General features: G+C 64.9%; 8 protein-coding genes. 3 read left to right on the forward strand and 5 right to left on the reverse strand.

Annotated elements, in window-relative coordinates; translation table 11 throughout:
• The first annotated feature begins 607 nt into the window (after window positions 1-607).
• A complete protein-coding gene (locus L21SP4_RS10440) occupies window positions 608-1,876 on the forward strand; it encodes a glycosyltransferase family 4 protein (RefSeq protein WP_052882600.1) in 1,269 nt (422 codons plus the stop codon).
• On the forward strand, window positions 1,873-3,618 hold the full coding sequence (locus L21SP4_RS10445) for a sugar phosphorylase (protein WP_052882601.1): 1,746 nt from the start codon (window positions 1,873-1,875) through the stop codon (window positions 3,616-3,618). Before L21SP4_RS10440 ends, L21SP4_RS10445 begins: the two co-directional genes overlap by 4 nt.
• Window positions 3,619-3,680: 62 nt before the next feature.
• Here L21SP4_RS10445 and L21SP4_RS10450 read toward each other — a convergent pair whose 3' ends face one another.
• Window positions 3,681-7,592 (reverse strand): sulfatase-like hydrolase/transferase, encoded by a 3,912-nt coding sequence (locus tag L21SP4_RS10450; protein ID WP_160300808.1) that lies wholly within the window; start codon window positions 7,590-7,592, stop codon window positions 3,681-3,683.
• A 132-nt stretch (window positions 7,593-7,724) separates the two neighbouring features.
• Between L21SP4_RS10450 and L21SP4_RS10455 the strand changes: the two genes are divergently transcribed.
• Window positions 7,725-9,062, forward strand: coding sequence for a malic enzyme-like NAD(P)-binding protein (locus L21SP4_RS10455; protein ID WP_052882603.1), 1,338 nt, complete (start codon window positions 7,725-7,727; stop codon window positions 9,060-9,062).
• A gap of 140 nt (window positions 9,063-9,202) precedes the next feature.
• Here the strand turns inward: L21SP4_RS10455 and L21SP4_RS10460 are convergent, their stop codons facing one another.
• The 4 genes from L21SP4_RS10460 to L21SP4_RS10470 all read right to left on the reverse strand — a co-directional run bounded on the left by L21SP4_RS10460 (window position 9,203) and on the right by L21SP4_RS10470 (window position 15,932).
• A complete protein-coding gene (locus L21SP4_RS10460) occupies window positions 9,203-11,596 on the reverse strand; it encodes a DUF7402 domain-containing protein (RefSeq protein ID WP_052882604.1) in 2,394 nt (797 codons plus the stop codon).
• A 266-nt stretch (window positions 11,597-11,862) separates the two neighbouring features.
• The gene (locus tag L21SP4_RS10465) at window positions 11,863-14,007 is read right to left on the reverse strand and encodes a glycosyl hydrolase family 32 (RefSeq protein ID WP_144413835.1); all 2,145 of its coding nucleotides are present in this window, start codon (window positions 14,005-14,007) and stop codon (window positions 11,863-11,865) included.
• 29 nt (window positions 14,008-14,036) lie between these two features.
• Complete coding sequence (locus L21SP4_RS13155; protein WP_160300809.1) at window positions 14,037-14,180, reverse strand: hypothetical protein; 144 nt, start codon at window positions 14,178-14,180, stop codon at window positions 14,037-14,039.
• Between the two features lie 24 nt (window positions 14,181-14,204).
• Entirely contained in the window at window positions 14,205-15,932 is a 1,728-nt protein-coding gene (locus tag L21SP4_RS10470) for a sialate O-acetylesterase (RefSeq protein WP_052882606.1), read from the reverse strand.
• Between the last annotated feature and the right edge of the window lie 157 nt (window positions 15,933-16,089).

Here is a 16,089-nt window from a genome sequence, read left to right on the forward strand (position 1 = left end):
GTTTCCTCGAGGCCGAAGGCCGTTTCCTCGAGGCCGAAGGCCGTTTCCACGAGCGCAGCGTTGTCCCGAGGCCGAAGGCCGTTTCCACGTTCCCTCGAGGCCGAAGGCCGTTTCCTCGAGGCGCGTAGCGCCGTTTCCACGAGCGCAGCGTTCTTCTCATCGTGGCAACGGCCCAAGGGCCTCGTGGCAGGCGGGGGGAATGTCGTTCCCTCGAGCGTAGCGTTTCCTCGAGGCCGAAGGCCGTTTCCTCGAGGCGCGTAGCGCCGTTGCCCCGAGGCGCGCAGCGCCGTTTCCACGTTCCCTCGAGCGCAGCGTGGAAGATCGTGGCAATCGGGGGAGATCGTGGCAACGGCCCTTACGGGCCTCGTGGCAATCGGGGGAAATGTCGTTTCCTCGAGCGCAGCGTTTCCTCGAGGCGCGCAGCGCCGTTTTCACGTTCCCCCGAGGCCGAAGGCCGTTTCCCCCGAGGCGCGCAGCGCCGTTGGCACGAGCGAAGCGTTGCCACGTCCCCCTCCCCCGAGGCGCGCAGCGCCGTTTTCACGTTCCCCCTCTCCCCCCGACCCAAAAACGCTTCCCCGCCTCTACGCAATCCTTCATACTTCCGGCCATGAACCTCAACGTCGGATTCGTGTCCACCCGCTTCGCCGGCACCGACGGCGTTTCGCTCGAGAGCGCCAAGTGGGCGCGTGTGCTCGAATCCTACGGCCACCGGATCTTCTGGTACGCGGGACGGATCGACCGCGAGCCGGCGGTCAGCCACTGCGTGCCCGAGGCGCACTTCGAGCACCCGGAGACGGTCTGGTTCGAGCCGAGGCTCTGGGGACACACCGAACGTGATCCGCTGGTCAGTGAACGGCTGCGCGACGCGGCCGCCTATCTCAAAGCCACGCTCTACGACTTCCGGCGACGATTCGATCTTCAGGTCCTGATCGCGGAGAACGCGCTTACCATACCCATGCACGTGCCGCTGGGTATCGCACTCACGGAATTTCTCGCCGAGACGCGCATGCCCGCCGTCGCCCACCACCACGACTTCTACTGGGAACGGATGCGCTTCTCGGTCAACTGCATCTCCGACTACCTCGATTCCGTCTTCCCTCCGCGCGACCCCCAGATCCAGCATGTCGTGATCAATCAGGCCGCGCGCGAAGAGCTTTCGTGGCGGCGCGGTCTTTCTTCGCAGCTCATCCCGAACGTCTTCGACTTCGAGCGTCCGCCCCCCGAACCCGACGAGTTCACGCAGAACGTCCGGCAGGACCTCGGGTTTTCGGACGAGGACATCCTTATCCTGCAGCCGACGCGCATCGTCCCGCGCAAGGGCATCGAACACGCCATCCAGCTCGTCGAGCAGCTCGGAGATCCGCGCTGCAAACTGATCATCTCGCACGAAGCCGGCGACGAGGGCTTCGAGTACCGTCATATTCTTGCCGAGATGGCGCACGAAGCGGGCGTCGACCTGCACTTCATCTCGACCCGCATCAGCGAGATGCGTCATGTCACGGAGGAGGGCAAGAAGGTCTACACGCTCTGGGACCTCTATCCGCACGTCGAGTTCGTCACCTACCCCAGCCTCTACGAAGGGTTCGGCAACGCCTTCCTCGAAGCCGTCTATTTCAAACTCCCGATCCTGATCAACCGCTACGCGATCTTCGCGCGCGATATCGAGCCCAAGGGGTTTCGCGTCCCGACCATGGAGGGCTACCTGACGCGGCATGTACTGCGCGAAGTTAAGCGGCTTCTCGAGGATCTCGACTACCGCCGGCAGGTCGTCGAACACAACTACGCCGTCGCCCGGCGATTCTTCAGCTACGCCGAACTGCGCCGCTGTCTGCGGATGCTGATCACCAACATCACCGGCACGGAGGACGACGCATGATCAAGTCACTGTGCACCGCGACCATGCTGCGCATGCGGCAGCGATTCAACCGCCTCTACGGGCCGGCGCGCGCCGACCACTGTCTGGAGCGTATCGCGGCGATGGTCGGGCGTTACGGCGTGGGCTACGGCATCCCCCCGGCCTCCCGGGAGCGCTGGAGCGAACGCACGAGCGTGCTGATCACGTACGCCGACACGGTGCGGCGCGCCGACGAAGCCCCGCTGAAAACGCTGAAGCACTTTCTCGACCGCCACCTGCGGGAAGCGATCGACACCGTACACGTCCTCCCGTTCTTTCCCTATTCCTCCGACGACGGCTTTTCGATCACCGATTACCGCGCGGTCCACCGCGATCACGGGGACTGGGGAGACCTCCGCGCCCTGGGCCGCGACTACGGACTGATGTTCGATCTGGTGCTCAACCACGTATCACGGAAGAGCGAGTGGTTCCGCGACTACCGCAACGGGGTGGCGCCCCTTCGCGAGTTCTTCATCGAGAGCGATCCGGACGCCGACCTGAGCGCCGTGGTCCGCCCGCGCAGCAAGCCCCTGCTGCACCCGGTAAAGACCGTGGACGGAGAAAAGCATGTCTGGACCACCTTCAGCGAAGACCAGATCGACCTCGACTTCTCCAACCCCGACGTCCTGTTCGAATTCCTCGACCTCGTGCTCTTCTACCTCTCGCAGGGCGCGCGCATCCTGCGCCTGGACGCGATCGCCTACCTCTGGAAAGTGCCCGGCACGCCCTGCATCCATCTCCCGCAGACGCACGCGACCGTCAAACTGATCCGGGACCTGCTCGACATGGTCGCACCGGAAGCGCTGATCCTCACGGAGACGAACGTCCCGCACGAGGAGAACCTCTCGTATTTCGGGGACGGCGACGAGGCGCACATGGTCTACCAGTTCAGCCTCCCGCCGCTCCTGCTCCACGCCCTCCGCCGCGAGACGGGGAAACACCTCACCGCCTGGGCGGCGGGTCTGCCCGAGCTGCCGGAGGGACAGACGTTCTTCAATTTCACGGCGTCGCACGACGGAATCGGCCTCCGCCCGCTGCAGGGGCTGCTCGACGACGCCGAACTCGCGTTGCTGGTCGACGACATCCGCCGGCTGGGCGGCCACGTATCCACCCGCCGACGGGAGGACGGTACGGACAGCCCCTACGAACTGAACATCGCGCTCTACGACGCGCTCGGCGACCCGGACCGGCCCGACGAAGAGGCCCAGATCCGGGCCTTTCTCTGTGCGCAGACCCTCCCGCTCGCCCTGCGCGGCGTGCCGGCCCTCTATTTCCACAGCTTCACCGCCACCCGCAACTATACCGAAGGCGTCGAAGCCACCGGGCGCGCGCGCACCATCAACCGCTATCGCTGGGACGAGGACGATCTCACCGAACGGCTTGCCGACCCGCGTTCACGCACCACGCGCGTGCTCGATGAACTGCGCCGTCGCCTCAAGCTGCGCGCCCGCCAGCCCGCCTTCCACCCCGACTCGCCGCAGCGCGTCGTGGATCTGGGCCCCGAATGCTTCGCACTCGTGCGCGGTCCCTTCGGGAAGGGCCCGCCCGTCGCCGCCCTGTCCAACCTCACCGCCCGGACGATTACCGTGCGGCTCGATCCCGCCGTCCCGGAACTCAACGGCCCCCGGCCCTGCGTCGATCTGCTCAGCGGAACCCGCTTCAGCGGCAGTGCCAAAGAAATCGAACTCGCCCCGCGCCAGACCGTCTGGCTCGCCCGCAGGTAACCCCGACGCAAAAAGCGGGAGCCGGCGTTCCAGCCGCTCTGCCGGGGACAACATGCCCCCCGTCACTCCGGTTCGATCTGCTCGATTCCGGCGGTTTCCTTCATCATTTCCTCGATCGTCTGCGGCCCCGTCGCGGGAGCGGATCCCGGGGCTTCGCGTGCGCGGAAAAAGAGGTTGCGCGTATCGGTCACGTGCGCGGGCACCCGGGCGGACAGATCACCCGGATGGACGCGAAACCGCACGCGGCGTGTGGCGAGCCCTTCTGCGGCGACCGTCAGCACGGCTTCGGCATCTTCCCCGCCGTCGTGGACCCGGCTGCGGAGGATGACCTGTGCACAGCCGTGAAAGGCGCGGCAACGCGGAATCTGGTCGGAGGCGTGGCGTGTCGGGTCGCCGTTGCCGACGCCGATCAGCTCGATCGGTCCCGAGGTCTCGAAAAACAACTCGTGATCGGCTCGCGGCACCACCGTTCCGGCCTCATCGAAAATCCGCAGCTCGACGACCACGGCATCCCGGCCATCGCCCGCAAGATTGAGTTTTGAAGCGCGCGCATTGATCTTTGTCGCCTCCCCCGCCGTCGATACGCGCTCGCGCCGCACTTCTTCTCCATCCCGGTACCCGACCGCCTCCAGCACGCCGGGGGCGTAGGCGACCTCCCATTCGGGATAACCGTACCGCGGCACAGCTCTCCGGCCGCAGGACTCGCCGTTGACGAAAAGTTCGACCTCTTCGGAATTCGAGTAGGCGCAAACGCGAATCGGCTCCCCTTCGCGGCCCGGCCACGTCCAGTGCGGCAGCAGATGCAGCACGGGTTCGTCATCCCACCAGGCTTTATACAGGTAAAAGGCGTCCTTGGGGAATCCGCACAGATCCATCACGCCGAACGAAGAGCTGACATTCGGCCAGCCGAACGGGGTCGGTTCGCCCCGGTAATCGAGTCCGGTCCAGATGAACGTACCGCCGGCAAACGGATGGCTCATGGCAAACTCGATCACGCGCTGCGAGGAGTCGCCCCAGGCCACCCCCTTGCGGTCGTACGAGGCCAGAAGCCCGCGCTCGCGGTCGTCGGCATAGACGCCGCGCGTCGCTACGGCGCTGCCGCTCTCCGCGGAAAGCACCGGTTGCCCGTCACGTTCGTACGCGGCCATCTGATCGAAGAAATAGTTGAATCCGGCGATATCCACGAGCCGGAACGACGGCCAGTCGAACCCGCCGTTGTTGCGCGCTACGATCACCGGCCTATACGGATCGTGGCGGTCGATCTCGAACATCAGCTCCTTCAGAATCCGCTGCGGAAAGAGGTCCGTTCCGAAAGGCCGGTTTTCCTCGTTGCCGACGCACCAGAGCAGGACGCTCGGGTGATTGCGCAGGGTGCGGACCAGCACGGCCAGATCGTGGCGATACTGCGAAGCCGAGCTGAGAATGCGGTTTTCCGCGTACAGGAACATCCCCATCTCGTCGGCCAGTTCGGCGACATCCGGCGGCGGGTAGTGATGGATTCGCACGGCGTTACAGCCCATCGACTGCAGCCGTTCGAGCCGATAGCGCCACACTGCGCGGTCGACGGCGATTCCGATCCCGGCGTGATCCTGGTGCAGGCAGGCGCCTTTGAGTTTGACCGGGCGGCCGTTGAGAAAACACCCGCGCTCGGCGTCGAACCGGATATCGCGCACCCCGAATCGTGTACGCACCTTATCCAGCACACGCCCCTTCGCATCGTGGATCGAGGTGATCAGCGTATAGCGCCGCGGGTCGCGCAGATCCCAGAGCACCGGAGCATGTAATTCCGTTTTCGCGACTTTCTCCGCGTCTCCCCCCGCCGGCACCACAACGGCGCCCTCCACGATTCCGGCTTCGGCACCGGCGGGATCGAGAATGCGCCAGCGCACGGCGACCTCCGCGTCCTCATGCCGCCGGCTGGCGACTTCGGTGCGGAGGTCCAGGGCCCAGGTATCGTCTTCCTCAGGCGTCGCATGGACGAAAATCCCGCCCATCGGGATGTGGACCGGATCGGTTTCGATCAGGTGCACGTCGCGGTAGATTCCGCCGCCCTCGTACCACCATCCCTCGTTTACCGACGCATCAGCGCGCACGAGCACGGCATTGGTCCCGCCGAAGAAGACGAAATCGCTGATGTCGACCTCGAAGGGCGTGTAGCCGCTGAATTCCTCATGCACGCGAAAGCCGTTGACGAAGATCTGGGCGTTGCGGTAGACGCCGTCGAAGCGAAGTGCGATCCGGCGTCCTTCAGCCTCCGCCGGAAGAACCCACGTCCGGCGGTAATAGCCCACTCCGTAAGGGAGCCCGCCGCGGACGAAATTGTGTTCGGCTCCGATCCTGCCCTCCACGACGAAATCGTGCGGGAGGTCCAGTGCGCGCCAGTCCGAATCGTCGTAGCCGACATCCGCGGAGGTCCCCTTGAACCGGCGGGCTTTGACGTAACGGCTGAGCACATCCGTTTCCGGACCCTCGCCGTAGGTGAACGTCCATCCGCGATTCAGGAGGCGTTCCCGGCGGGGCGCTGACCCCGAAACATCGGGCGACGGCTTCGGTACGGGCGTGCACCCCATGACCGGCACCGACTCGCCCTGTTCCGGATCGAAGGCGGGATCGGGCGTCGGCATCTGTGCGCCGACCTCTTCACGCCACGCCGCGAGGCGGCGATGGAGCGCTTCGGCCTTCTCCGCGTGCGAGCGCGCCAGGTTGTGTTCCTCGCCCGGATCGTTCTCGAGGTCGTAGAGCTCGAGCGCGTTGTCCTCCAGATACTCAATCAGCTTCCACCGCCCGCGAAGAATGACGCTGTAGGGGGGGCTGTAGGGGTGATAGTGCGGGAAGTGCCAGTGCAGGGATTCACGTGCAAGCCCGCCGGTCCCGCGCAGGAGGGGGGTCAGATCCAAGCCGTCGATTTCATGGCCCTTCGCATCCTCCAGACCCGCCAGGCCGAGCAGGGTCGGATAGAGATCGTGGGTAATGACGGGTTCGTCGCAGACGGTCCCGGGACGAACCGTCCCCGGCGCGCGAAATATGAGCGGGATGCGCAGGCCGCCCTCGTAGGCGGTCGCCTTGCCGGCGCGCAACGGGGCGTTGCTCGTGGCGAGATGCAGACCGCCGTTGTCGGAGGTGAAGACGACCACGGTTTTTTCCGCGAGGCCCAGCTCACCGAGCTTCGCCAGCACGCGCGCAAGACTTTCGTCCACGCTCTCGATCATCGCGGCATAACGGGCGGTCCGGTCGCCCGCGCGCTGATCGAGACGCGGCTTGGCGTAGTACTTCCTCTCCAGTTCCGGTTTACCCTGCAGGGGAGCATGGACGGCGAAATGCGACAGATGGAGGAAGAACGGCTCCTGCGCGTGAGCGTCCATGAACGCCAGGGCCTCGTCGGTGAGGCGATCGGTCAGGTATTCACCCGCCGGCCCGTCGGGCAGCATCGGATTCCGGTAAGGCGAGAAATACGTGTAGGGACGTCCGCCGCCGCCCGGCTCCCAGTACCCGCCGACGTTGACCTCGAACCCATGGTGATCGGCGGTCCGCGCAGCGCCGTCGCCGAGGTGCCACTTGCCGATGTGGCCGGTCGCGTAGCCGTGCGCATGAAAGACCTCGGCCAGGGTGGTTTCGTCGAGCTTGAGAAAAGGCGTCCAATCGGGTTCGCGGAGCGGAAGCGCGCGCCCGGCATTCCAGCCGGGAATCCAGTTGGTGAGGTGGAGGCGCGCAGGGTTCCGGCCCGTCATCAGCGCTGCACGGGTGGGACTGCACATCGCCGCCGCCGCATAGGCGCGGGTAAACCGCACCCCCTCTTCCGCGAGGCGGTCAATGGTCGGGGTCTCGTAATAGCGGCTCCCGTACGCACCGGTATCCCTCCATCCGAGATCGTCGACGACAAACAGGACCATGTTCGGCCGCTCCGGCCTGGGCGCGGCATGACACTGAAGTGCAAGCCAGGCGCCGGCTAGGGTAGCGATCATGCGTCTGTTCATAGATGCCCTCCGTTTCATGTAAGCTGATGAAGCCTCTGTACCACTGAGATCCGAATTTCGCAGGAGGCATTTGTCAGCACAAGCCAATCCGTATAGGCTGAGTGTTTTAATTGTGATTTGACTGGAGTCATCATGAAGCAGGATCAGAACCGTTGCGACAGCCTGGAGTACCATTCCGAACCGCGGCCCGGGAAGCTCGAGGTACGTTCGACCAAACCGTGCGCGACCCAGCGGGACCTCTCGCTCGCGTACAGCCCCCATGTGGCGTGGCCCTGCCGCGAGATCGAGGCCGACCCCGAAGCCGTCTACCGCTATACCGGCAAGGCGAATACGGTGGCCGTGGTCAGCGACGGCACGGCCGTCCTCGGCCTCGGCCGCATCGGCCCGCATGCGGGTCTGCCCGTCATGGAGGGCAAGGCCGTCCTCTTCAAGCGGTTCGCCGATATCGACGCGCTGCCGATCTGTCTCTCGGGCGTGCACCGCGGCGACCGCACCGATCCCGACCGGCTGATTGAGACGGTCGAACGGCTGGAGCCGACCTTCGGCGGGATCAACCTCGAGGACATCGGCGCGCCGGCCTGCTTCGAGGTCGAACGGCAGCTCAAAAAGACGATGCCGATCCCCGTTTTCCACGACGACCAGCACGGCACGGCGATCATCTGCATGGCGGGCATCTTTAACAGCCTAGAACTCACGGGCCGCAGAATCGAGGAGACTCGCTTCGTCGTGAACGGCGCGGGCGCCGCGGGCGTGGCCTGCATCGATCTCTGCATTTCCGCGGGCGCGCGCCGCGAAAACGTCGTCCTCTGCGACTCGAAGGGTGTGATCTACCGGGGACGCGAAGAAGGAATGACGCCGGAGAAGGAACGGCTGGCGGCGGAAACGGACGCGCGCACGCTGGCGGATGCGTTGAAGGACGCCGACATTTTCATGGGCCTCTCCGTCGCGGACTGCGTCGACCGGGACATGATCCGGTCGATGAACGACGAGCCGATCGTCTTCGCGATGGCCAACCCGGACCCCGAGATCACGCCGGACGCGGCCTGGGAGGCCGGGGCCGCGGTGGTCGGCACCGGGCGCTCGGACTACCCGAACCAGGTGAACAACGTACTGGGCTTCCCGGGCATCTTCCGCGGCGCACTCGACGTCCGCGCCTCGGCGATCAATGAGGAGATGAAGAGGGCGGCGGCCCGCGCCCTCGCGGATCTGGCCCGCGCGGAAGTCCCCGGAGACGTCCGCGAAGAACTCGCGGCCGTCTACCCGGAAGACGCGGCCGCCGGTATGTTCGACGGCGACGCGCCGCTCGGCAGCCGCTACGTGATCCCCAAACCCTTCGATCCGCGCGTCGTGCCCGCCGTCGCACGCGGCGTCGCCGAAGCCGCCGTCCGCAGCGGCGTCGCACGCCTCCCCGCGCTCGACTGGGACGCCTACGAGCGCGAAGTCACCGCCCGGCTTGCGGGCAGGGGATAAAGAAGACACCGGGACCCGGCGGGGTATAAGCACGGATCATTCGGATGGCGCGGACACCCGTTTCCGCGCCTTTCCGGGTGTTCCGCAGTTTCCGCGGAGCGGGACCGCGGCCCCTTCCACGAACCGCCGACCTCCGGAACTCAGCGATCGAGTTCCGGCTCCTCCCTGAACACGGCGATCTCGGAAAACCCGCTGTTCTGCGTGCGCGGGCCGACGCGGGTAATGATCACCTCCATCCACGTGATCGTCTTTTCGGGGAAGTTGAGCTTGTACGGCGCGGAGGCGTCGTTGGGCAGTTCCTCAACCAGCTTGCTCGACCCGTCGCTGAAATTGATCCACGCATTTTTGACATGGTCCGCGACGTTCGGCCGGTCGAAGAGCCAGACGTTTTCGACGACCACGGGGTCCTCCCAGATCAGCACCACCTTTTCGCCCGTTGTCCCGTGCTTGCTCGCCCATTCCGCTTCGCGGTTCTGCGGCCAGCCTTCGGCAACCCCGTCAACCAGCGCTTCAGGGGCATGGCCCGCAGCAAGGGATGAAACCTTCACACGCGCCCGCTGCGCCAGGTTACCCTCGCTCTGCAGCATGCGGATCGGAGCCATATCGGTGAACGCCGTGCGGCGCAGCCGCGTGCACCCGAAGGGCACTAGATCGACTGTTTCGATGCGTTCGGTCTCGCGGTTGAGCAGTTTCCCCCGGAGGGCGACGGAGGCTGTCTTCCAGGGATTGGCCTCGCCGGTCACGGCGCGGGGTGCAAACGTGAATCCGCCGCATCCCTCATCGACGGCGTAATTCCAGTGCCCCCCCTCGGCGGGGTGCACGTCGTAGTCGGCGAATCCTTCGACGTCGTACTGTTTGGTCACGACCCTATCCCCGACGGGAATCTCGAGCGCGTAGACCAGCGGGCCGCGGCGCCAGTAGATCTCGCCGTTGGGCATGGTGTGACGCTCCACGTCCGGATGGAATCGGAGCGCGACGCGGTCGCCCGCTTTCCACGTCCGCGTCAGGGCGAGATACCCGTGTTCGCGTGCGATGCGCGTGCCCTGCGGCGCGTCGACTTCGGTGTCCTTCGACCAGCCGGGATCGCGAAAACGAAGTGTGAGTTCCGCGGCGCGTTTGGGCGTGATCGTGAAGCGCACGGTGTCTTCGAACGGGTAACCCGTCTCCTGACGGATCGTCACCGGCACTCCGTCGACGTCCGTAGTCAGAATCGACGGGCCATAGGCAATCGCGACGGGCCCGCCGTCGTTTGCGTCCTTCATCCAGAGCCGGTCGACATAGTACGCAAAGAATTTGGTCGCGTTCGGCACGCAGCAGACCGCCACGTCCTCGTGCGTCGGTGAGAATTTGAAACGTCCGCCGTGACCGCGCCCGGCCGTAGCCTCGTGCTGGTTGTCCGTAGACAGGTACTGAATGGCGCTTCCGTCCGGGAGCCGCGCACCCTCGGCGGCGTTGAACGCGAGGGTCTCGATGCGGTCGCCGTATTCCGCGATGCCCGTTTTCTGGATCATCGACTGCAAACTGCCGAGCAGTTCCTGCATCGTGCAGTACTCGCAGCCGATGTAGGGGCTGGCCATGCGCTGCAGGATGTCTTCGTCGCCGATGCACGCGCCGGCGGCGGTGATGTGGCGGTCTGTTTTGGGCATATAGTTCTCGACGGCGACACGGTACCGCTCATCGCCGGTCGCGTAATAAAGAAAGAACGGCACGCGGATGTGCTCCATCACATGGGCACCGTGCCCGTTAAAGAGCTGATCCATGTCGGCGAGGTTGCGGAGCAGAACGTCGTATTCAAACACATCCTCGCGTTCGTTGTAGCTATCGTAGAGGAACTGAGCGAACTTGACGTACGCGCGATCGCCGGTATGGCGATAGAGTTCCTCGCAGAGATCCACGAACATCAGGCTGTGGGCGTGGCCCCCGCGCCCGATCGCTTTGTTCCACAACGGGCGGTCGGGACCGTACTGCACCATCGAAAGGCGCACCGCCCTCTCGACCGCCCGGAAGACGTCCTCGCGTCCCGTCAGCTCATGATAGGCCAGCAGACCGCGGAGCAGACAGGTCTGCGCCCAGAGCTCGCCGTAGTGCCCGCGGATCGGCGAAGGATACCGCTGATGTGGCGGATAACAGCAGAGATACCCGTCCTCCTCCTGCATGGCGAGGATCGATTCGACATAGCGCTCCGCGCGGGCCATGGCCTCCGGATTCTCCGAGAGCCACGCCATGCGGATGAAGCCCTCCAGCCAGTTGCCCGTCGTCTCCGCATTCCACCACGGGGCACCGATTTTCGGCTTATCCAGTGAATCGCGTGCATCGCTGTCGAAGGTCTCCAGCTCGAAGCGATCGGTCAGGGCATCCATATGTCCGGCGAACCCGGATTCCACATCGCGCACGATCTGGGCTTTTAACCAGCCGGAGGGCCTCACCGACCCCGCCGGAAGGCGTTCAAAGGCGGCCTCCTGCGCGCGAGCCGGTGTTCCGGGCGCAAGGACGGCGAGGATGAAAGCGAAGGACAGAAGGCCTGAAATGCGCATGATCTCTCCCTGGTCAATGGCTGCGTCAACTCAACGACATGCAGGGAGACTGAATCAGTCGCGCCCCGGACTCAACGGAATCCCGCCCCAATTTCCCCGCGAGGTTCACATATCCGGAATCATGAAGGGGCGGGGCGTCGCTTTTCGGACGGCTGGGCGGACGGCTCGGAGAGCCGTCCCTACCTTCCTTCACGTGTGAGCCTGTCCTGCGTTCCCGGGTAGGGCGCGATCTCCGAGCGCGCCGCTCTCCCTCTGTCCCGCCTGACTCAATCGGAGGGCCGGCCGGCGGCGCCAACCGTATCGGTCGGGCCGGTATAGCCCGGGCCGCTCCCGGCGAGAAATCCGTCGCTGCGTCCGCCGTCATCCGGACTGACCCAGAAGGCGTAGAGCGCGCCGTCCGTCACGGTGAACCGGAAGCGCACGGCCTGGCCCCGCAGGGCGCGAAAATCTTCCGCTCCGGCCCACGTCATTTCGCGCAGGGTCTCATCTCCCCGGAACGCCTCACTATTTGCAAGCGTAAACGGCGGGATGGGCTCTCCGCCGGCGTCCAGGATTTCGGCGCGCACATCACCCTCCGGCACGTCGGCGTTCACGAACAGACGGCATCCCTCATCGAACCGCACCGGTCGCGTGGTCAGGGTGGCCGGGACCTCCCCGGCGTCCATCGAGACAAACCCGTCGCGGCGCAGCTTCGCGATCCCCATCGCCCCGTTATCGTACATGCCGCCCTCCCCGGCGCGATCCTCGTTGCCCGCGAACCCGGTGTAGTAGAACCAGAGTTCATCGCCGCGCACCACGCAGATATTCCCGAGCGACTGGACATACCCTCGATCCCAGTTTCCCGCCTCGCGTTCGGCCCTGATGGCGGTCGTACGGTCGGGCCGGTGCCAATGAAATCCATCGCGGCTGTAGGCGAAGTTCAACTCGGTGATCTTCGGAGCGCCTTCACACTGATGATTATGCGGGCCGCGCCAGATCTGGAAGAACCCGAGCATGAGGCTCTCGTAAGCCACGGCATCCAGATTATAGAGCTGGGGGGTCATGCCGACCTCCGGGTCGGGTGGATCGAGCCGGTCCGCGCCGGCCCACACCACCGGCTGTCCCGGCTGCCAGTTGAGTCCGGTGCGGTACTCCGCCTGATCCCAGTCGTTCCCCTCGATGAACCGGTCCGCCTCCCAGTAGTGCCGCGACCGACCGCGGAAGGCGGAACGTATACTGAAGACCCATTTTTTACGGAAGGGATTGTAGAACATCGTGCTGCGATCCCCGGTCGGACCGCTGCGATCGAACTCGCCCCAATGAATCCCGTCGGGCGAGGTAAAACACATCGCACCCAGCTCCATCCCGCCGCCGGGTTCACGGACAAAGATCTTGTAGCGCGCGTCCGGGTCGTCCGTCCACCAGTCGCGCACCACCGTCCATGAATCCGGCCTGAGTCCCATCGGAATCACCTGATTATAGCCGGGCAGGATGTCCAGCTCCGGCCGGTGCCAGTCGATCCCGTTCGTACTGGTCGCGTAACAGACCGTGCCCAGCCAGCCCGCCTCGTACCACAGTTCAAAGATCTCCCGTTCCGGGTTCCACCACAGCCCGCCGCTCTTCGGAGAGGCCACGGCGAGACCGTTCCCCGGCCCGGCCTCGAGGTCGTTCTGCGGCTCGAGCACGGGATTACCGGCATACTTTTCCGGATAGTGGAAGGTGCGTTCGAGATCGGTATCCTCGATCAGGAAATCGTCGACGAACAACTGGCGGCCGAGATCGATGGCTACGACCGCGGGCGGATGATCCAGGTACGGCACCGGCATGGGATCGGTCGATCTCGGATCGACATACGAAGGCGGCCACTCCTCCGGAAGGCGGATGCCGTTGTAGAGCATTTCGCCGCGGTTGTCCTCCCACGAGGGCCGCTGCCAGGCTACGGCGCTCCGGAATCCGAGCAGCACCGTCCATTTGGAGAAATCATAGCGTTCGCCGACCTTCACCGCCTTCCGGTAAATGCGCACCCGATTGGCGCTCATGTCGCCGAACAGCTGGAAGAGTCCGGGATTCTCCACTCGGGCAAATCCCCGCGCCTCCAGTTCTTCGTATCGCGCGCTGTTGTACGCATCGGACTCGGGGGTCAGGGCAAAGAGGAGACCGTCTTCCGCCACCACGATCGAATCGCTGCTGATCGGATTGCGCAGAAATTTCAGTCCCCGCAGCCTGTCCGGACACTCGGCGACCGTGTAGTTGCGGTCGGTGAAAATCACGGCCCCGGGCTCAAAGACCGCGACGCCGGTCGCCGGATCGAAATCCCCCCGCACCTCGATGACCGCACCCGGCGCCCCGGTCAGCGCCGCCCCGAAGGCCGCCGCCCCCGGCACGGCCGCGAGCAGGACTCCTGTTATAAGCAACGATATCCTCATCAGCATAACATCACACTCCCTGCCTTTAGCGAATCTCACTCAACCGTCACCCGAAAAAAAGCCCGCCGATGGTTCTCCATATACGGGGACCAGTCCATCGTCTCCCGCCCCGTCCCGCTGCGCCTGAGCACGGACCAACCGGTATCCGCCCAGTTCACGAGATCGGTCGAGACCGCCACGCGGTATTCGATCCCGTCGAGGGCTTACCATGATCCAGTCGAGGCGGAGTCGCGCCGGATCCGCAGCCGATCATCCGGATCGGCGGGATCCGTGCCCGTGCGGTATTCTTCGCCGTCCGTCACGCCGTCGCCATCGAAATCGGCCTCGGGGCTCAGCCCGGCCGTCCCGGGCGCAAAGCCGTGTTCCCAGGCGTCGGGCAGTCCGTCGCCGTCCGTGTCGATCCCGCTCGTGGCGACGATCGCCGCGCCCAGGTCGCGACCGATCTGCAGCAGGGCTCCGCTCGTAAAATGCAGTTTCCCCTCATCGTATCCGGCGGAGACGGAGTAGACCGCCCCCGTCGTCGACGTCGCTGCAGCGTTGGGGTCGGCGGCGGTGACGGACTCCTGCGCGGCGAGGACAAGGTCCCACTGCGCCAGGCGGTTGGTATCCGTACTGCCCGCGACCTGGTTGGGCGAGAGTTTGGAGAGCGCGAAGGTCACGTCGGATCCAAAGGTGGCGCGCACATCGGCAATGAAGTCGGTCAGGTGCTGCGCATACTCCTGGCCCCGGTTCTCCAGCGCGTCGGATTCCCCCTGGACCCAGCCCATGCCGAGGACCTCGACGTCGTGCCGCGGATAGGTGTGACGCAGCGCGGCAATCGCCCGCCAGGCGGTCTCCTGAAAGATGCGGTAGATGTTGCCGTCGGCGGAACGATCGGCCGTCCCGTCCGCCTTCCAGTCGTCCGGATCGTAGAGGCTGGTTCCACCGTGCGCGAACTTGGTCACCGCCACCTCGACACCGGGAATCGAAATCCGGTCGCGCACCTCGCGGCCGAGGCTCAACTCGGGTCCGAACCGGCAGATGGGGGTGTTGGTCAATTCGGGATAGTGGCCGTGGGGTTTGACGACGGTGTTCGCCGTGCCCGACTGGAGTTTGATGAGGTGGTTTTCGGGCAGGTATCCGGTCCCGGCAATATCGTAGAGCAGATAGACATCGTTCTGGACCTCCGCGAGCGGATCGCCGCGATCGAGCAGGTACTGGTGATAACCCCATCCGAGGGCATTCGACTGTCCGCCGAAGAGCACGAGATAGACCGTCCGGTTGCGCAGCGGGGCGACGTCCGCATCGTAGAGTCCGATATCCTCCCAGTCCTCATAGGTCTCGTCACCGCTGATCCTTGTGAACCGGTCCCCCTCCGGATCATAGGTGTAGAGCCCCGGCATCCCTCCCCCGGCATCCGTACGCTGGAAGACAAGCGTCTCGCCGTCGGTTCCCACATCGCTCCAGACCGATTCGGGAAAAGTCTGCTTCGTACAGATACGCACGCAGGTCCGGCCCGCGTCGGCGGGATCGCAGAAGATATAGAGCCCGGGCCCTTCGAGACTCGAGCCGTGATAGAGGCCGTAGTACACCCCGTGGGCATACCCGATCCCGTGCCAGTCACTGTAGGTGTCCGTCCCGCTGATCAGCGGGAGTGACGTCGCCCCGTCGTACTCGTGCAGCCCCGTCCCGCCGAAGCTCGTGCCGCGATTGATCACGAAGTAGTGATCGCCATCGAATCCGAGGCCCTGCCAGCTCACCCCGGGGAACGGCCATTCACCCACCCGCTTCGAGGTCTCGAACGGGTGCTCCGGATCGGTAAAGGTGTAGATCCCCTCCGGGGCCTCGCCGCCGCGGTAGAAACCCGCGAACACGGCGTCCGCCCTTACACTTTCAACGGCGGTCGCCAGGAGCAGGAGTCCGAGCCCGCCCGCTGAAATACTGCGCTTCATACCGGAAATCCTTTTTTGCAGTGCGCTCTGCGCGCATAGTATATGGATGCTCACAATCCGCGCTTTCCTGAGAGGAAGTGCGGGTTTTATATTTGCATTTTATGCAAATGCTGAACTATATAGTGAAACCTTTATAGATTGGTTCAGGTGGGATCAC

Source organism: Kiritimatiella glycovorans (genome assembly GCF_001017655.1).
Lineage (GTDB): Bacteria > Verrucomicrobiota > Kiritimatiellia > Kiritimatiellales > Kiritimatiellaceae > Kiritimatiella > Kiritimatiella glycovorans.